Here is a 17,423-nt window from a genome sequence, read left to right as displayed (position 1 = left end):
ATGAAAGAATTTTCGAAAATTAAGAAAAAATTACTAGCAGAACAAGTAGAAGAAGATTTATATAAATATATATTAAAGTCTGAACTTTCAATAGGAGATAAGCTACCGAATGAATTTGAACTTGCAGAAAAATTTGGAGTAGGTAGGAGCACTATTAGAGAAGCTGTAAAACTACTGGAATCACAAGGGGTTTTAGAAGTACGTAGAGGTTCAGGAACTTATATTGTAAGTAAATCTTATATAGAAGTAGATCCTTTAGGACTTGGAGCAATAGAAGATAAAATGGCATTAGCTATGGATTTAGCAGACTTAAGGATACTATTAGAACCTGGAATTGCAGAAATAGCAGCAATAAATGCAACGGAAAAAGACATAAAAGAACTTTACGAGTTGTGTGACATAATAGAAGAGAAAATTTCAAAAGATGAAAATTATGTAGAAGAGGATATAAAATTCCATACATATGTTGCGAAAGCATCAAAAAATATGGTAGTGGAACAACTAATTCCTATAATAGATACAGCTGTAATGATATTTGTAAATGTAACTCATAAAAAATTGATAAAAGAAACGATAATGACTCATAGGGCAGTGGTAAATGCTATATCAGAAAGAGATATAGTAGGTGCAAAAACTGCAATGATGATGCATATGACATACAATAGGAATTTAATAAAGGAAATAAAAAAAGAAAAATAAGATAGAAATTAGCTATCTTATTTTTTATTGGAAAATTCAAATATTAAGAAAAAGAAATAAATTATATATAAATAGAGAAATATCATCTGATGACTTGATAAAATAATTTGAAAATGATATATTAAAAAGAAGAAACATCAGATGTATTTTTGAATATAAATAGGAGGAAATTATGGAACTTAATAGTCAAAGAGTTAGGAAGTTAGCGCCGGAAAACGATCCCTTAAAGATGGGTATGGGTTGGACAGTAAAAGATTTGGATAAACCACAAATAATGATAGAAAGTTCTTTTGGAGATAGCCATCCAGGAAGCGCACATTTAGACAAGCTAGTAGAAGAAGTTAGAAAGGGAATAATAGAAGAAGGTGGAAAACCAGCGAGATACTTTGCAACAGATATTTGCGATGGTATAGCACAAGGTCATGATGGAATAAATTATTCACTAGTAAGTCGTGAGATGATTGCGAATATGATTGAAATACACGGAAATTCAACAGGATTTGACGCTGGAGTTTTTGTAGCTAGTTGTGACAAATCCATGCCAGCAGCTTTAATTGGATTAGCTAGACTTAATATGCCGTCTATAGTTGTAGCAGGTGGAGTTATGGATGCTGGACCAGACCTTTTGACATTGGAACAAATAGGTATGTATTCAGCTATGGAACAAAGAGGAGAAATAACAGAAGAAAAGCTTACATATTATAAACATAATGCTTGCCCTTCTTGTGGAGCTTGTTCATTTATGGGAACAGCATCTACTATGCAAATTATGGCAGAAGCACTAGGACTTGCATTACCAGGTTCAACATTAATGCCAGCAACTTCAGGTGATTTGAAAATAAAAGCATATGAAGCGGGAAAACAAGCAATTAAATTGGTGGAAATGGGTTTAAAACCTTCAGATATAGTTACTATGAAATCCTTTGAAAATGCAATTATGGTGCATGCAGCAATTTCGGGTTCTACAAATTCACTGCTTCATATACCAGCAATGGCTCATGAATTAGGGTTTGAAATAGATGCAGATACATTTGACAAAATGCATAGAGGAGCACACTACTTACTTGATATTAGACCAGCTGGAAAATGGCCAGCACAATTTTTCTATTATGCAGGAGGAGTTCCAGCAGTAATGGAAGAAATTAAGTCAAAATTACATCTAGATGTAATGACAGTTACAGGAAAAACACTAGGTGAAAATTTAGAAGATTTAAAGAAAAATGGATTTTATGAAAAAACTGAAAAATACTTAGAGCCATGGAATATAAAAAGAACAGATGTTATTAGAACATTTGACAATCCAATAGGAAAAGATGGTACAGTTGCAATATTAAAAGGAAATTTAGCTCCAGAAGGTTCAGTTGTAAAACATTCAGCGGTTCCAAAAGAAATGTTTGAAGCAGTTCTTAGGGCTAGACCATTTGATAGTGAGGAAGAAGCATTAAAAGCGGTATTATCTAAAAAAATAAAACCAGGAGATGCTGTGTTTATAAGATATGAAGGACCAAAAGGTTCAGGGATGCCAGAAATGTTTTATACAACAGAAGCAATTTCATCAGATGAAGAATTAGGTAAAACTATAGCCTTAATAACAGATGGTAGATTTTCAGGAGCTTCAAAAGGACCAGCAATAGGGCATGTATCACCAGAAGCAGCAGATGGTGGTCCAATAGCACTTGTTGAAGAAGATGATTTAATAAAAATAGATATTCCTAATAGAATTTTAGAAATAGTGGGAGTAAAGGGTAAAGAAGTTTCAAAAGAAGAGATGGACAAAATCTTAGAAGACAGAAGAAAAGTTTGGAAAGCGAAAGAGCCTAAATATAAAAAGGGAGTTTTAAAAATTTATGCAGACCATGCAGTATCACCTATGAAAGGTGGATATATGGTTTAACCATAGAAGGAGGTAAAATATGTATATGAATTTAATGGCTTCGGTACAAGGGGATTCTTTAGAATTAGATCCTAAGAGATTAGTAATAGCAGCAATAATAGGATTACTTATATTACTTGTACTTATAATAAAGTTCAAAGTACAAGCTATGATAGCGATATTAGTTGGAGCTATATCTATAGGAATAATAGCGGGTATGCCACTTGAAGAATTGGTAAATTCAGTAAATCAAGGTATAGGAGAAACACTAAAGGGGATAGCTTTACTTATAGGATTAGGTTCTATGTTTGGAGCAATACTTGAAGTTTCAGGAGGTGCACAAACATTAGCTGTTACTATGGTCAATAAATTTGGCGATAAAAAAGCAGCGTGGGCATTGGGAATTACAGGTTTAGTAATATCTATTCCAGTATTTTTCGATGCAGGATTGATAATATTAATTCCCTTAGCATACTCACTTGCAAAAAGAACAAATAGGTCAGCTTTATATTATGCTATACCACTTTTAGCAGGACTTGCAGTAGGTCATGCATTTATACCACCAACACCAGGACCTGTTTTAGTTGCAAAGATGTTAAATGTAGATTTAGGCTGGGTTATAATGATAGGTTTATTGTGTGGAACAGTAGCTATGATTTTAGCAGGACCTATATTTGGAGCATATGCAGGTAAGAAATATTTTGTACCAGTTCCAGAGCATGTAAAAGAAAATGAAAATGTAGATGAGAAAAAATTACCTAGTTTTATTACAATAGTTGGAATAATAATGATTCCATTAGTGTTAATAATAATTAATTCTATATTAAAAGTAATTAAGCCAGGTAAGTATGAAATAGTTGATATGATAAGACCAGCATTGAAGTTTTTAGGAGAGCCTTTTGTAGCTTTACTAATAGCGACAATAGTAGCTATGATTTTACTAGGAATAAGACATGGATATACAAAAGAAGAATTAGAAAAAGTAATGACTAAATCTTTGGAACCAACAGGGATGATATTACTTGTAACTGCTTGTGGTGGAGTTTTAAGATATGTACTACAAAACTCAGGAATAGGAGAAGTAATAGGAAATGCAGTTTCAGCAGCTAATTTGCCAGTAATAGTTATAGCTTTTATAATTGCAGCACTAGTAAGAATTTCAGTAGGTTCAGCAACGGTGGCTATGACAATGGCAGCAGGAATAGTAGCACCTATGCCTATGATAGCAAATTTAGAACCACTACAATTAGCTTGTATTACAATGGCAATTGCAGGAGGATCTACAGCATTTTCACATTTTAACGATTCAGGATTTTGGTTAGTAAAATCGTTACTTAATATAGATGAAAAAACTACATTAAAAACTTGGACAGTAATGGAAACAATAGTAGGAACTACAGGTTTTGTAATAGCTTCAATTATATATATATTTATTTAAAAAATAAAACAACTGTATAATGCAGTTGTTTTTTATTTGAAAAGATTAAGATATAATAGTATTAATATGGAGATGTACCCAAGAGGCTGAAGGGTCCGCTCTCGAAAAGCGGTAGGTCGGCTAAACCGATGCGGGGGTTCAAATCCCTCCATCTCCGCCAAAATAATAAAATGAAGGAATGAAATTGGAAAAAATAAAACTACGTCCATTTATAGATAATGATATTAAAATTATAGGAAAATGGTTAAAGAAAGATTATATAATTAAGTGGTACCATGACTCAGATGCTTGGATTAAAGAGCTGGAACAGAGAAATAATGAATTTTCATGGATAAAACATTTTATTGTAGAGGAAGATTATGTGCCAATAGGATTTTGCCAATATTATGATTGTTACAATAGCAAGGATATTGAAGATTGGCATAAAACAACAAAACCAAACAACAGTTACAGTATTGACTACTTAATTGGGGAAGAGAAATATTTGAAAAAAGGATATGGAAGTCTAATAGTAAAAAAATTGACAAATATAATTATAAAACATGAAAACTTAAAAGAAATCATAGTTAAACCAGAAGAAGAAAATATAGCATCTATAAAATCTTTAATATCAAATGGTTATAAGTATGATAAGAATAGAGAATATTATTATAAAAATATTTAAAAGGCAATGTAAAGGGGATAATAATGTTAAATCACTGTGGAACTAAAAGGATAGAATTGGATAGATTGATTTTAAGAAAATTTGAACATAAAGATAATCAAGATATGCTGGATTATTGGATAAGTGATGAAAAAATACAGAATATGTATGCAGAACCAGTATATTCTTCAAGAGAAGAAGTAAAAGAACTTTTAGATAAATATAATACATCTTATAAGAATAATAACTATTACAGATGGGCTGTAATAGAAAAACAATCAAATATTTGCATAGGACAAATTTCAATTTATTATGTAGATAGTGAAAATCATTATTGTGAAATTGAATATTGCATTGGTAGTAAATTTCAAGGAAATGGATACTGTACTGAAGTTGTAAAAACTATATTAAAGTACTCTTTTGAAAATATAAATTTAAATAGAGTGCAGGTAAGTCATAAAGAAAATAATATAGCATCTAAAAAAGTAATAGAAAAATGTGGGTTTGTTTATGAAGGAACTTTAAGAGATTATTTTTACGATAATGGGAAATATATAGATAGGCTATATTATTCAATATTAAAGAATGAGTGGAGTTAAGAATTTTATAGCATATTGTTTTAAATAGAGTTAGGTACTAAAATATAAAGATAGATAAAAACTATTTGCAGGGGGACATATAGTGTCAGAAGAGTGTTTGATTTGTGGAAAACCACTAGAGTATCTAAACGAAACTGAAGAAATGAAATGTGGAATTTGTGGAAATAAATTTCCAAGTACGGCAAAATGTCTAGATGGACATTTTGTTTGCGATAGTTGTCATAATGAAGGAGCAAAGTTAATAAAGTTAGTTTGTTTAGAATTAGAAAGTAAAAATCCAATAGAAATAGCTAATAACCTTATGAGTAAAATATTTATTAATATGCATGGTCCAGAACATCATGTTCTAGTTGGAGCGGCTCTTTTAACAGCATATAAAAATGCTGGTGGAGATATAGATTTAGAAAAATCTTTGGAAGAAATGGAGAAAAGAGGTCGTCAAGTGCCAGGTGGAACTTGTGGATTTTGGGGAGCTTGCGGTTCTGCAATATCTGTTGGAATATTTGTGAGTATTATTACAAAGGCAACACCTCTTACTAATAATTCTTGGGGTATGTCTAATTTAGCAACAGCAAAAGTACTTCAAAGAATAGGGGAAATTGGAGGACCTAGGTGTTGTAAAAGAAATTCTTTTATAGCGATAGAGGAAACATTGGAGTTTATAAAAGATAATTTAGAAGTTACAATGGACAAAGAAAAAGTAGTTTGTTCTTATAGTGAAAGAAATAATCAATGTATAGTTAAAAGATGTCCTTATCATAAAATAAATATAGAAAAAGTATCAACTATTTAGAGTTGATACTTTTTTATTTACAGAAGTAATAATGTGCCAATAACTATTAGCATTAATCCACAAAGTGCTTTAAAAGATAATTTTTCTTTTAATATAAAGTATGAAAAAGCTATTGTTATAACGATACTTAATTTATCTATTGGTACAACTACTGAAGCTTTACCACTTTTTAATGCACCATAGAAACATAACCAAGAAAGACCAGTTGCAATTCCAGAAAGTACTAAAAATATCCATGATTTATTTGCTATTTTATTTAAACTTAAATTTGTCTTTCTTATGTAGACAATAAACCAAGCAGAAATAAAAACGAATATTGTTCTAATAGCAGTAGCTAAATTTGAATCTATATCTTGAACACCAATTTTCCCAAGAATAGCAGTTAAACTTGCAAATATAGCAGAAAGTATAGCATAAATAAACCAAGTATTTTTGTTTATATTAGTAATATTATCAGCAATTTTTTTAGCAGGTAACATCATGTATGTACCTATAAGGATAAAAGATAATGCTAAAAAAGATTTTTCTGAAAAAGATTCTCCTAGAAAAATAAAAGAGAGAACCATAGTTAAGACAGTGCTACTTTTATCTATAGGGGTTACTTTATTTACATCTCCAAGTTTTATTGCTTTAAAATAGCATATCCATGATGCACCAGTACTAAAGCCTGAAAGCATTAAAAAAAACAATGTTCTTGTTGTAATTTCAGATATTTCTTTTACAACTCCAGTTATAAAAACTAATATCCAAGCACTTATTAAAACAACTGTAGTTCTAATAGAAGTTGCTAGATTTGAATCTACATCTTCAACGCCTATTTTTGAGAGGATAGCAGTTATTCCAGCAAAGATAGCTGCTCCAAAGGCTAATAATATCCACAAAATGAAACCTCCTTACCAAATGATTTTAGAATAGCATAAAAATATTTTTAATACAAAGCAGTAAGTGATATTTTGATATTTAATATCAGAATATCACTTACTTTCGAAAAAAGATAATCAATATCGTTTCTATTTTGATATTTCTATGCTATAATAATTCTTGCCTTAATTGATACAAAGTATCATTATCATATTAATTCCTTTTTATTATAACATTAGAATAATATACCTATATAATAAAATTAAAAATATATTAATAAATAAGATTTTTATTAAAATTTGACAAATAATAATAAATCTAAAAAAACAAAAGTAATTATTAATATTATATAAATTTAAAAATCATATATTTAAGTAAGTGCACCTAATTTTAAATTTAATTTTGGATGTGTTTTTTTATTAATAGTAGGTATAACTAGATAATAAAAGTTATGTTATAAATAAATGGTGTAATAGAATAAATGATATTGTCAATTAAACAATATACTTGTATATCAAGATAATATAAAAGGAGAGATACATGAAAACAAATAAATTATTTAAACTAGCGATGTTGATGTTAGTGGTGTCAATGATGCTAGTTGGTTGTTCAAAAGGAAAGGATAACTCAAAAACAACAGAAACTGGCACAGCAAAAACAGAAGAAAAAGCAAAAGATACAGTTGAAATTAAAGATATTCACGGAACAGTAGAAGTTCCTGTAAATCCAAAAAATGTAGTTGCTTTAGATAATAGAACTTTCGAAACATTATCAGACTGGGATATTAAATTAGCGGCAGCACCTAAAGGAGTTATGCCAGAAGATTCATCTTATGTTAAAGATGAATCTGTTAAAGATATAGGAGATCACAAAGAACCAAATCTTGAAGTTCTAGCATCTGTAAATCCAGAACTAATAATAGTTGGACAAAGATTTGCAAGTTACTATGAGGAAATAAAGAAATTAGTACCAAATGCAGTAGTAATAGATTTAAGCTTTGATGTTTCTGGAGAAAAAGGTTCAGCAGGAGAAAACTTAATTAATGGTCTTAAAAATTCTACTACTGACTTAGGAAAAATATTCGACAAAGAAAAAGAAGCTGAAAAATTAGTAGCTGATTTTGATAAAAAGATAGAGGATGCTAAGAAAGCATATAATGGAACAGACAAAATCATGAGTGTTGTAGTATCAGGTGGAGAAATTGGTTTCTCAGCTCCAACTTCTGGACGTGTTTGGGGACCAATGTATGAAGTGTTCGAATGGAAAACAGCTTTAGAAGTTGATGGTTCAACTTCAGATCACCAAGGTGATGATATTTCTGTAGAAGCTATAGCAGAGAGTAATCCAGATTGGATATTTGTACTTGATCGTGATGCAGCAGTTTCTTCAGAAGAAGAAGCAGTTCCTGCTAAAGATGTTATAGATAAGTCGCCAGCTCTTAAAAATACAACAGCTATCACTAAAGGACAAATATTATATGCACCTAATGATACTTACACTAACGAGTCAATTCAAACTTATATAGAATTATTTGAAAATATAGCAAAATCTCTAAGTAAGTAATAAAAGGAGTATTAAAAAAAGAATGAAAATTACTAATGGGGCTGAGGTAACTCAGCCCCAAAATATTAAGAAAAATAAATTATGGACTAAACCTTTTATAGCGGCAATAATAGTTGTTATTATATTAGGAATAATATCTTTATTTACAGGGGTTTACGATATTAAAGGGCAAGAAGATGGAATGGACATGTTCTTTATAACTCGTGTGCCAAGAACTGTTGCATTAATGCTAACAGGAGCAGCTATGTCTATTTCGGGACTTGTAACACAACTTATTACACAAAACAAACTTGTTGAACCTACAACGACAGGTACAATTGAATGGGCAGGACTAGGACTTATATTTGTTTATTTAACTTTCCCAGCACCATCTCTAGTACTTAGAATGACAGGGGCAATAATTTTTTCGTTTATAGGAACTATGATTTTCTTTATGTTTTTAAGAAAAGTTAAACTTAGATCTTCTTTAATAGTTCCAATCATAGGTATGATGCTTGGAGCAGTAGTATCAGCATTTTCGACATTTGTTGGGCTTATTTTTCAAATGACACAAAATATTGAAACTTGGTTTGTAGGGTCATTTGCACCAGTTCAAGTAGGAAGATATGAATATTTATGGTTTATTGTCATAGCGACAATATTAATTTTTATTTATGCAGATAGATTAACACTAGCTGGATTAGGTGAAGATATTGCTACAAATCTTGGAGTAAATTATAACAAGATAGTTATTTTAGGAACAGGAATAATTTCATTAATTGTGGGAATAGTTGCGGCAGTAATTGGAAACTTACCTTTTTTGGGATTAATTGTTCCCAATATTGTTTCTATGTACAGAGGAGATGACCTTAGAGGAAATTTACCTTGGGTTTGTGTTTTAGGAATGGGAATTATCATGTTATGTGATATTATTTCAAGAACTATTATAATGCCATTTGAATTACCTGTGTCTTTAATTTTAGGAACTTTAGGATCTATAATATTTATAATTATGATACTTAAACAAAGGAGAGCAAAATAATGACTGATTCAACATTAAATAAAGGAAATATTAAACTTAGGTTTAATGCTGGAAACGAAGACAGGTCAGCTAAAGCTTTCCGTTCAAAGAAAGAACAAAGAAGATATTGGTTTCTTTTAATAGGGTTGATAGGATTAGGTCTTGCTTTTTCATATGGACTTTTAGTTTACAACAATCCTGTTCCAGTAGATTCACCATCTTTTATACCAGTAGTAAAAAGAAGGATAATTGCTCTTGTATCAATGTTAATTGCTGCTACTTGTCAGAGTTTATCTACAGTTGCATTTCAGTCTAGTACAAATAATAAAATTATAACACCTTCACTTTTAGGGTTTGAAGCACTTTATTCTACTATTCATACAGCAACTATGTTTTTTGGAGGAATAGCAGTATTTGTTAATTCTGAAGGAATAGGCTCATTTATATTTCAAGTAATAGTTATGGTTTTAATGTGTTTAGTATTATATGGATGGTTGCTTTCAGGTAAGTATGGAAATTTACAACTTATGCTTTTAATAGGAGTTATAATTGGAACAGGTTTAAGATCAATATCTTCTTTTATGAGAAGGTTACTGGCTCCTTCTGAATTTGATGTTTTACAAGCAAGGCTATTTGGCTCGGTAAATAATGCAGATGTTGATTATTTTCCTGTAGCTATACCAATAGTAATAATAGCGGCAGTCTTGCTATTGCTTTATTCTAAAAAATTAAATGTTTTATCTTTAGGAATAAATACAAGTACTGCTTTAGGAGTGAATCATAAATTTGGCGTAATTTATACACTCGTATTAGTTTCTATATTAATGTCAATTTCAACAGCTTTAGTAGGGCCTCTTACTTTTTATGGTTTTTTAGTTGCTACTATGACTTATCAAGTAGCACCAACATATGATCATAGATATATTTTTCCAATGGCACTTGCTATAGGTTTTTTAGTAATTACAGGAGCTTACTTTTTTATGTACCACATATTTAGTGCTCAAGGAGTAGTTTCTATAATTATAGAAATGTTTGGTGGAATTACATTTTTAATTGTAATGCTAAGGAAGGGGACTTTATGATAAAAATAGATAATGCTAGAAAAAATTATAACGACGAAGTTAATATTGGACCTATTGATATACAAATACCAAAGGCTGGTATAACATCTTTAATCGGACCAAATGGAGCTGGTAAGTCAACAACTCTTTTAATGATAGGAAGACTATTAAATATAGATGAGGGACAAATAAAAGTAGCAGATATGGACGTTACCACTTCTAAATCTGGGGATTTAGCAAAGATTTTAACTATTTTACGTCAAGAAAATCATTTTGTGACTAGGCTTACAGTTAGACAGCTGGTTGGCTTCGGAAGATTTCCTTATTCTAAGGGGAGGTTAACTAAAGAAGATGAAGTTATAGTTTCTAAATATATAGACTTTTTACATTTAACTGAATTAGAAAATAGATACTTAGATGAACTATCAGGAGGGCAGAGACAAAGAGCTTATGTGGCAATGGTTTTATGTCAAGAAACAGAATATGTTCTTTTAGATGAACCTTTAAATAATTTAGATGTAGCTCGCTCCGTACAAATGATGGAACATTTACGTCAAGCAGCTAATGAATTTGGAAGAACAATTCTTACTGTAATGCATGATATAAACTTTGCAGCTAAATATTCAGATAGAATTTGTGCCATGAAAGATGGCAAAATAGCAGCATTTGGTGAAGTAAATGAAATAATGGATTCAGAGCTTCTAACAGATATTTTTGAAACTAAAATTGAAATTATAGAAGGACCTTATGGACCAATAGCTATATATTAAGTAGACCTAACATATATATTTAAAATTAAAATAAAAGGAGAGATTTATCTCTCTTTTTTGTTTGAAAATTAAAGTAAATTTATTAATAGAAATACATAAAACTTAAATATAAATTGTTTAAAAATACCTATATATTTCATTAAATAACAAAATATAGCAAAAACAAACAAAAACTGTTAAATGAACATTTTAGCACTTGCTAAAAGAATATAAAATAAATAAATATTCAAAATGCATATATAACAAAGGCTTTAAATAGAAAAAAATAGAATATTTAATCATTGACTTTAATAAAAACTAATAATATAATTTGTTTACAAAGGTGATCATCTTATGAAAACAAACAATAGAATTAATAAAATAAGAAAATATTTAGAAGAAAATGGTTTTACTACAGTTTCTAAATTAGCAGAAGTTTTTTCAGTTAGCACAATGACAATAAGAAGAGATTTAAATTCTCTAGAAGAATTAAATTTAGTAATGCGCGAAAAAGGTGGGGCAATTCCCAAAACACCTATTTTTTTAGAAGAAAGATATGAAAAGAAAAAGATAGAAAACGTAAGAATCAAAAGAAAAATAACAAAAGAAGCTATTAAATTAATTGAAGATGGCGATGTAGTATTTTTGGACGCAGGTTCAACAACGTTTATGTTAGCTGAATTGATAATAGAAAGTGAATTTAAAAATATTACTTTAGTTACTAATGATTTAAATATAGCCTTCTATCTAAGAAATGAAGAAAATATTAATTTAATATTTATTGGGGGAAATATTTCTAAAGTTACACATAGCTCTCGAGGAAGTATAGCAGCTGATAATATTAGACAATTACACTTTGACAAATGCTTTATGGGAGTTTCTTTTATAGGAGAAAATTTTAAACTATTTACTCCAGCTGAGGAAAAAATAGAGTATAAAAGGCAAGTATTGTTAAATACCAAAATAAAGGTTCTATTAACAGATATGTCTAAATTCAACAAAAACAGTTTGTACTATATAACAGATATTGAAGAATTTGATATTTTAATTACTAATAAAGAAAACGATATAGTAGATATAAATTATTTTAAAGAGAGAAAATTAGAAGTAATTAAGGCTTAAAGGAGAAATTATGCCAAATTATGTAATGATAGCTGATGATTTAACAGGTGCTAATGCCAATTGTTCTTTGATGAAAAAAATAGGATTAAATAGTGCGAGTGTACTTGATATAAATAGCTATGAAGAGGAAGAAAATATTCAAGCTATTGCTGTGACTACAGACTCAAGATCAATGTTTAAAAATGAATCTTATGATGTAGTAAAAAAAGCAATGGAAAAATTTAACAAGAATAAAGTGAATTTATTTAACAAAAGAATAGATTCTACAATGAGAGGAAATATTGGAGTAGAGATAGAAGCAATGTTAGATAGTCTTGGGGAAGACTATATGGCAATTGCAGTACCTGTATATCCAGCTACAGGAAGAATTGTAGTAAATGGAATTATGCTTGTAAATGGAAATCTTTTATTAAATACTGACGCTGGAAAAGATACAAAATCACCAGTGGATTCTTCAAATGTAGAAGATATATTGAAAAAACAATTTAACAGAAAAATTAAAAGCATATATTTAGAGGATGTTCAAAAAGGAAAAGAACATTTAGAAAAAATATTAAGAGAAGAATACGATAATAAAACAAAGCTTTTAATATTTGATGGGGTTACAGATAAAGATTTAGAGAATATAGCTAACGCAGCAATTAATAGCAAGGTTAATTATTTTTCTGTAGATCCAGGCCCTTTCACAAGTAAAATAGCTGAAATAAACCTAAGTACTACAGAAACTTTTAGTAAGGTAATAATGACAGTAGGTTCAGTTACAGATATAAGTATTGAACAAATAAAAGAGCTTATATTCACATATCCTGTAAACATATTAAAAGTTGATGCCTTAAGACTAGCAACTTTAGAAAATTATAAAGAAGAGATAGAAAAATCAATAGTAGAAGGCGAAAAACTTTTAAAAGAAGAAGATTACTTACTTATAACAACAACTCCATATAATCCTAACGAAAAAAGATTAGATTTACAAAAAGTATCTAAAGATACAGGAATGTCAGTAGATGATATAGCAGTAATGATATCTAGAGGATTAGGAGTAATAACATCAGAACTACTTAAAAAAGATTTTTCATTTGCAGGAGTTTTTTCTAGTGGAGGAGATGTAACTGTTCAACTTACAAAAGAATTAAAAGCTAATATGATAGAGATAAAAGAAGAAATTATTCCGCTTGCAGCATATGGAAGACTTATTGGTGGAGAGTTACCAGGTCTTAGAATTATAAGCAAAGGTGGAATGGTAGGCGATAAGAATGCAATGAAATTGTGTTTAGAAAAATTGAAAAATACATTGGAGGAAGAATAGAATGACAAAACCAATTATAGGAATACCGTTAGGAGATCCGGCTGGAATTGGTCCAGAAATAACAATAAAAACTTTTGCAGATAAGGAAATAATAGATAGCTGTAACCTTATATTAGTTGGAGATAAGTATGTTGTGGAAAAAGCTATAGAAGTTACAGGAATTAATATGAATATTAATGTTATAGAAAAAGTAGAAGAAGCAAAATTTGAAGAAGGAACTATTGATTTAATTGATTTAGGTTTAATAACAGACAAATTTGAATTTGGTAAAGTAGATGCAGATTGTGGTAATGCTTCTTACCAATATATAAAAACAGTAGGAGAACTTGCTATGGATAAAAAAGTAGATGCAATAGCTACAACTCCTATAAATAAAGAATCACTAAGAGCAGCAGATGTTCCATATATTGGTCATACAGAAATGTTGGAAGATATTTCAGGAGTTCATGATCCACTTACAATGTTTGAAGTTGAAGATTTAAGAGTATTTTTCCTTTCTAGACATTTGTCATTAAGAGATGCAATAGATGTTGTAAAATACGATAGAGTTTTAGACTATATAAAACGTTCAACAGAAGCTTTAAATAAATTAGGAGTAAAAGGAACAATGGCAGTTGCAGGACTAAATCCTCATTCAGGGGAACATGGACTTTTTGGAAGGGAAGAAGTTGACGAAATAGAACCAGCAATTATTCAAGCACAAAAAGAAGGATATGATGTAGTTGGTCCAATAGGAGCAGACTCAGTATTCCACCAAGCTCTTCAAGGTAAATACGCTTGTGTTTTAAGTTTATACCATGACCAAGGACATATTGCTACAAAGACATATAATTTTGAAAAAACAATTTCAATAACAAATTCTATGCCTTTCTTAAGAACAAGTGTAGACCATGGAACAGCTTATGACATAGCAGGTAAAAATATAGCATCAGCAGTAAGTATGATAGAAGCAGTTAAATTGGCAGCAAAATATGCTCCGTACTTTAACAGCTAAAAGTAAAGAGGATAAAATTAGTAAATACAAGAAAGGATTTATATTATGGATATGACAAGAATGGTACTAGCATTAGTTATAGGTATTATAATACTAGTATTTTTAATAATAAAAACAAAGATTCATACTTTTTTAGCACTAATATTAGCGGCGTTATTTATAGGAATAGCTGGGGGAGTTCCAAGTGCAAAAGTAATAGAGTCAATTACTGGAGGATTTGGTTCAACATTAGGAAGTATAGGTATAATAATAGGATTTGGAATTATGATGGGGCAAATTTTTGAAACTAGTGGTGCAGCTACTAGAATGGCATATACTTTCATAAGATTATTTGGAAAAGAAAGAGAAGAAGCAGCACTTGCTGTAACGGGATTTTTAGTTTCTATACCAATATTTTGCGATTCAGGGTTTGTAATACTTTCACCACTTGCAAAAGCATTGTCAAAACAGACAAAAAAATCTGTTATTTCAATGGGGATAGCTCTTGCAGGAGGACTTGTAATTACTCATAGTTTAGTTCCACCAACACCAGGTCCAGTAGGAGCAGCAGGAATATTCAAAGCAAATGTGGGTAGTGTAATCCTTTGGGGAATAGTTATAGCTATACCAATGATGCTAGCGGTATTATTATATGCAAAATATATGGGAAAGAAAATTTATCAATTACCAGGTGATGAAGAACAAGAATGGATAAGGCCTACAAATAGAGAAGCTTTAGAAAATGAAAAAATGGAATTTAATTATGATAATTTACCTGGAACTTTCAGATCATTTGCACCTATTATAGTTCCTATTATATTAATACTTTTAAATACAGTTTCAGCAGCGTTAAAAGTAAAAGGAACATTAGGTACAGTGCTTACATTTATAGGAACACCTATAGTAGCAGTAGGAGCAGGACTTGTCATAGCAATATTTACTTTAACTATAGGGCAAGACAGGGATTTTGTAATTAAAGATATGGAAAAAGGAATTCAGTCAGCAGGTATAATAATACTTGTGACAGGAGCAGGTGGAGCTTTAGGACAGGTTTTAAGAGATAGCGGAGTTGGTAACTATATAGCAAAATACATTGCAGAAACTCCAATACCACCAATTTTTTTACCATTTATAATAGCTACATTAATGAGATTTATTCAAGGTAGTGGAACAGTTGCAATGACAACAGCAGCTTCAATAACAGCACCAATAATGATAGCATTAAATGTAAATCCAGTTTTTGCAACATTATCAGCTTGTATAGGATCATTGTTTTTTAGTTACTTTAATGATAGTTTCTTCTGGGTAGTTAATAGATCACTTGGAATTACAGAAGCTAAGGAACAAATTAGAATATGGTCAGTAACATCTACAATAGCTTGGGCAGTAGGATTTGTAATGTTATTAATAATAAACTTTATATTTGGATAAATAAAAAGGAGTTGGGAAACCAATTCCTTTTTTTGTTTCTATATTATTGGTATAATTGTAGAAGGAGAGTGGTGAGGGAATGAAAATTACAGTAATAGGAACTGGGAGATGGGGTTCTTTTATAGCTTGGTACTTAAATCATATAGGTAAAGATGTTACTTTATATGGAAGAGAAAGTTCTAAAAAATTTCAAGAATTTAAAAATACAAAATCAAATGGATTAATAGAAATTCCAGAATCGTTAAAATTATCTAGTGACTTAGATAATGTAATAGATTCAGAAGTAATAGTAGTATCAGTTGGAGCTCAAAACTTTAGAGATTTGATGAAACAACTACAAGAATATAAATTAAAAAATAAAATTTTTGTTCTTTGTATGAAAGGAATAGAAATTGCTAGTACAGAAAGATTATCACAAATTGCAGAACAGTACCTAGATTATACAAATAGAGTAGCAGTATGGCTTGGACCAGGACATGTTCAAGAGTTTTATAAGGGTGTTCCAAACTGTATGGTAATAGATTCAAAAGATGAAAATTGTAAGGAGTACCTAGTAAAAGAATTTAGTAGTTCATTAATTAGATTTTATTATGGTAATGACTTACTAGGAAATGAAATAGGAGCTGCTGCAAAAAATGTTATAGGAATAGCAGCAGGAGTATTGGATGGACTTGGACTTTCTTCACTAAAAGGAGCTTTAATGAGCAGAGGTACCAGAGAAGTATCAAGGCTAATAGAAAAAATGGGAGGAAATCCTCTTTCAGCATATGGACTTTGTCATTTAGGAGATTATGAGGCAACTGTATTTTCTGAGTTTTCACATAATAGAAGATTTGGAGAGATGATGGCAAAAAAAGAAACATTTGATAAATTGGCTGAAGGATATTTTACTTCAAAAGCGATGATGAAGTTAAAAGAAAAGTATAATGTTGAACTTCCAATAACAGAAGCAGTTTACAATGCTTGTTATTTAAACAAAGATCCTAAACTAGAAATAGAAAGTTTGTTTTTAAGAAGTATAAAACATGAATTTGCATAAATTTAATGAGCAAATTTAAGAGGGGAAACTATATTTAAAGGATAGGATTTTAGCTAGAAAGTAATTTATTTTGGGATATTTAGTAAATTTTTTCAGAGAAAATTATGAGAAAGGTTAGCAAAAGCTAGCCTTTTTTATTTTAAATAAACTCGTTATACTAATAAAAATATTCAGATAAAACATATCGTATTATAATTGACAATGAAAAAATAATATGGTAAACTTTCTGTAATTTCAAGATATGTTAATTATATAACTTGAAATACAATTGAA

16 protein-coding genes and 1 tRNA gene are annotated in these 17,423 nt (G+C 29.9%); 16 read left to right on the top strand and 1 reads right to left on the bottom strand.

From position 1 onward, the window contains the following. The 7 genes from CS899_RS04005 to CS899_RS03975 all read left to right on the top strand — a co-directional run bounded on the left by CS899_RS04005 (window position 1) and on the right by CS899_RS03975 (window position 6,045). Entirely contained in the window at window positions 1–699 is a 699-nt protein-coding gene (locus tag CS899_RS04005) for a FadR/GntR family transcriptional regulator (protein WP_099203655.1), read from the top strand. 172 nt (window positions 700–871) lie between these two features. Further along, window positions 872–2,593: a dihydroxy-acid dehydratase gene (gene ilvD, locus CS899_RS04000; protein WP_099203654.1), complete on the top strand. Its 1,722-nt coding sequence runs from the start codon at window positions 872–874 to the stop codon at window positions 2,591–2,593. 19 nt (window positions 2,594–2,612) lie between these two features. Then, on the top strand, window positions 2,613–4,010 hold the full coding sequence (locus CS899_RS03995; RefSeq protein WP_207204729.1) for a GntP family permease: 1,398 nt from the start codon (window positions 2,613–2,615) through the stop codon (window positions 4,008–4,010). Between the two features lie 68 nt (window positions 4,011–4,078). Further along, a tRNA-Ser gene (locus CS899_RS03990) sits at window positions 4,079–4,170 on the top strand. A gap of 24 nt (window positions 4,171–4,194) precedes the next feature. Continuing rightward, complete coding sequence (locus CS899_RS03985) at window positions 4,195–4,674, top strand: GNAT family N-acetyltransferase (RefSeq protein ID WP_207204728.1); 480 nt, start codon at window positions 4,195–4,197, stop codon at window positions 4,672–4,674. A 23-nt stretch (window positions 4,675–4,697) separates the two neighbouring features. Next, complete coding sequence (locus tag CS899_RS03980; RefSeq protein WP_099203652.1) at window positions 4,698–5,252, top strand: GNAT family N-acetyltransferase; 555 nt, start codon at window positions 4,698–4,700, stop codon at window positions 5,250–5,252. An 82-nt stretch (window positions 5,253–5,334) separates the two neighbouring features. Further along, a complete protein-coding gene (locus CS899_RS03975; protein WP_099203651.1) occupies window positions 5,335–6,045 on the top strand; it encodes a DUF5714 domain-containing protein in 711 nt (236 codons plus the stop codon). 17 nt (window positions 6,046–6,062) lie between these two features. Here CS899_RS03975 and CS899_RS11055 read toward each other — a convergent pair whose 3' ends face one another. Then, window positions 6,063–6,926: an EamA family transporter gene (locus tag CS899_RS11055; RefSeq protein ID WP_099203650.1), complete on the bottom strand. Its 864-nt coding sequence runs from the start codon at window positions 6,924–6,926 to the stop codon at window positions 6,063–6,065. 520 nt (window positions 6,927–7,446) lie between these two features. On the opposite strand from CS899_RS11055, the gene CS899_RS03965 reads away from it, so the two are divergent. From CS899_RS03965 to CS899_RS03925, 9 genes are all read left to right on the top strand, one after another. Continuing rightward, window positions 7,447–8,469 (top strand): siderophore ABC transporter substrate-binding protein, encoded by a 1,023-nt coding sequence (locus CS899_RS03965; protein ID WP_099203649.1) that lies wholly within the window; start codon window positions 7,447–7,449, stop codon window positions 8,467–8,469. A gap of 22 nt (window positions 8,470–8,491) precedes the next feature. Continuing rightward, window positions 8,492–9,490, top strand: coding sequence for an ABC transporter permease (locus CS899_RS03960; RefSeq protein WP_099203648.1), 999 nt, complete (start codon window positions 8,492–8,494; stop codon window positions 9,488–9,490). Beyond that, window positions 9,490–10,551: an iron chelate uptake ABC transporter family permease subunit gene (locus tag CS899_RS03955; protein ID WP_099203647.1), complete on the top strand. Its 1,062-nt coding sequence runs from the start codon at window positions 9,490–9,492 to the stop codon at window positions 10,549–10,551. The genes CS899_RS03960 and CS899_RS03955 overlap by 1 nt, the downstream gene beginning before the upstream one ends. Continuing rightward, window positions 10,548–11,300, top strand: a complete 753-nt coding sequence (locus tag CS899_RS03950; protein WP_099203646.1) for an iron ABC transporter ATP-binding protein — start codon at window positions 10,548–10,550, stop codon at window positions 11,298–11,300. Before CS899_RS03955 ends, CS899_RS03950 begins: the two co-directional genes overlap by 4 nt. Before the next feature lie 333 nt (window positions 11,301–11,633). Next, window positions 11,634–12,401, top strand: a complete 768-nt coding sequence (locus CS899_RS03945) for a DeoR/GlpR family DNA-binding transcription regulator (protein ID WP_099203645.1) — start codon at window positions 11,634–11,636, stop codon at window positions 12,399–12,401. A 10-nt stretch (window positions 12,402–12,411) separates the two neighbouring features. Beyond that, window positions 12,412–13,707 carry a four-carbon acid sugar kinase family protein gene (locus CS899_RS03940; protein ID WP_099203644.1) on the top strand — a complete coding sequence of 432 codons (1,296 nt, stop codon included), beginning with the start codon at window positions 12,412–12,414 and terminating at the stop codon, window positions 13,705–13,707. Between the two features lies 1 nt (window position 13,708). After that, the gene (gene pdxA, locus CS899_RS03935) at window positions 13,709–14,701 is read left to right on the top strand and encodes a 4-hydroxythreonine-4-phosphate dehydrogenase PdxA (protein WP_099203643.1); all 993 of its coding nucleotides are present in this window, start codon (window positions 13,709–13,711) and stop codon (window positions 14,699–14,701) included. 45 nt (window positions 14,702–14,746) lie between these two features. Next, window positions 14,747–16,111, top strand: a complete 1,365-nt coding sequence (locus CS899_RS03930; protein WP_099203642.1) for a GntP family permease — start codon at window positions 14,747–14,749, stop codon at window positions 16,109–16,111. 79 nt (window positions 16,112–16,190) lie between these two features. Beyond that, window positions 16,191–17,150: an NAD(P)H-dependent glycerol-3-phosphate dehydrogenase gene (locus CS899_RS03925; RefSeq protein ID WP_099203641.1), complete on the top strand. Its 960-nt coding sequence runs from the start codon at window positions 16,191–16,193 to the stop codon at window positions 17,148–17,150. Window positions 17,151–17,423 lie beyond the last annotated feature (273 nt).

Source organism: Miniphocaeibacter massiliensis (genome assembly GCF_900232905.1).
GTDB classification, from domain to species: domain Bacteria; phylum Bacillota; class Clostridia; order Tissierellales; family Peptoniphilaceae; genus Miniphocaeibacter; species Miniphocaeibacter massiliensis.
This window is presented reverse-complemented; position numbering and strand designations above follow the sequence as displayed.

Excerpts from the sequence above, each read along its gene's own strand:
- CS899_RS03940 (WP_099203644.1), top strand. The coding sequence starts at position 12,412 with ATGCCAAATTATGTAATGATAGCTGATGATTTAACAGGTGCTAATGCC.
- CS899_RS03980 (WP_099203652.1), top strand. The coding sequence starts at position 4,698 with ATGTTAAATCACTGTGGAACTAAAAGGATAGAATTGGATAGATTGATT.
- CS899_RS03925 (WP_099203641.1), top strand. The coding sequence starts at position 16,191 with ATGAAAATTACAGTAATAGGAACTGGGAGATGGGGTTCTTTTATAGCT.
- CS899_RS03960 (WP_099203648.1), top strand. The coding sequence starts at position 8,492 with ATGAAAATTACTAATGGGGCTGAGGTAACTCAGCCCCAAAATATTAAG.
- CS899_RS03950 (WP_099203646.1), top strand. The coding sequence starts at position 10,548 with ATGATAAAAATAGATAATGCTAGAAAAAATTATAACGACGAAGTTAAT.
- CS899_RS03995 (WP_207204729.1), top strand. The coding sequence starts at position 2,613 with ATGTATATGAATTTAATGGCTTCGGTACAAGGGGATTCTTTAGAATTA.
- CS899_RS04005 (WP_099203655.1), top strand. The coding sequence starts at position 1 with ATGAAAGAATTTTCGAAAATTAAGAAAAAATTACTAGCAGAACAAGTA.
- CS899_RS03930 (WP_099203642.1), top strand. The coding sequence starts at position 14,747 with ATGGATATGACAAGAATGGTACTAGCATTAGTTATAGGTATTATAATA.
- CS899_RS03955 (WP_099203647.1), top strand. The coding sequence starts at position 9,490 with ATGACTGATTCAACATTAAATAAAGGAAATATTAAACTTAGGTTTAAT.
- CS899_RS03945 (WP_099203645.1), top strand. The coding sequence starts at position 11,634 with ATGAAAACAAACAATAGAATTAATAAAATAAGAAAATATTTAGAAGAA.
- CS899_RS03965 (WP_099203649.1), top strand. The coding sequence starts at position 7,447 with ATGAAAACAAATAAATTATTTAAACTAGCGATGTTGATGTTAGTGGTG.
- pdxA (WP_099203643.1), top strand. The coding sequence starts at position 13,709 with ATGACAAAACCAATTATAGGAATACCGTTAGGAGATCCGGCTGGAATT.
- ilvD (WP_099203654.1), top strand. The coding sequence starts at position 872 with ATGGAACTTAATAGTCAAAGAGTTAGGAAGTTAGCGCCGGAAAACGAT.